This window comes from Citrobacter sp. VF227 (assembly GCF_052950715.1).
Genome location: NZ_JBRFVF010000481.1, coordinates 1 through 453 on the forward strand (window position 1 = coordinate 1; position 453 = coordinate 453).

2 protein-coding genes are annotated in these 453 nt (G+C 68.2%); both read left to right on the top strand.

The window, feature by feature from the left end:
* On the top strand, window positions 1-116 hold a 116-nt coding region (locus tag ACU8YC_RS27445; RefSeq protein ID WP_446896320.1), incomplete at its 5' end, for a hypothetical protein.
* Window positions 116-453: FAD-dependent oxidoreductase (locus tag ACU8YC_RS27450; RefSeq protein WP_446896319.1), on the top strand; the 338-nt coding region annotated here is incomplete at its 3' end. The genes ACU8YC_RS27445 and ACU8YC_RS27450, both read left to right, overlap by 1 nt.

Sequence of the window (453 nt, forward strand, 5' to 3'; positions counted from 1 at the left end):
TCGAGGATGACGTGGTGGTGACCAAGAACGGCTGCGAGATCCTCACCGGTGGCGTGCCGAAGAGCGTGGCCGAGATCGAGGCACTGATGGCCGCCGCACGAGAACAGGCCGCCTGATGCAGAGCCTGGCGATCATCGGGGGCGGGCTGGTCGGCGCGAGCCTCGCGCTGGCCTTGCAGGAGGGCGCCCGTGAGCGTGGCTGGCGTATCCACCTGATCGAGCCGTTCGAGCCGGGGCACGAGTACCAGCCTAGCTACGATGCGCGCTCCACGGCGCTGTCCTACGGCACCCGGCTGATCTATCAGCGTCTGGGCCTGTGGGACCGTATCGCCGAGCGTGCCGAGCCGATTCTGCGCATCCACGTTTCCGAACGCGGCCGCTTCGGTGCCGCCCGGCTGGATGCGCGGAACGAGGCGGTCGAGGCGCTGGGCTATGTGGTAGAGAACGCCTGGAT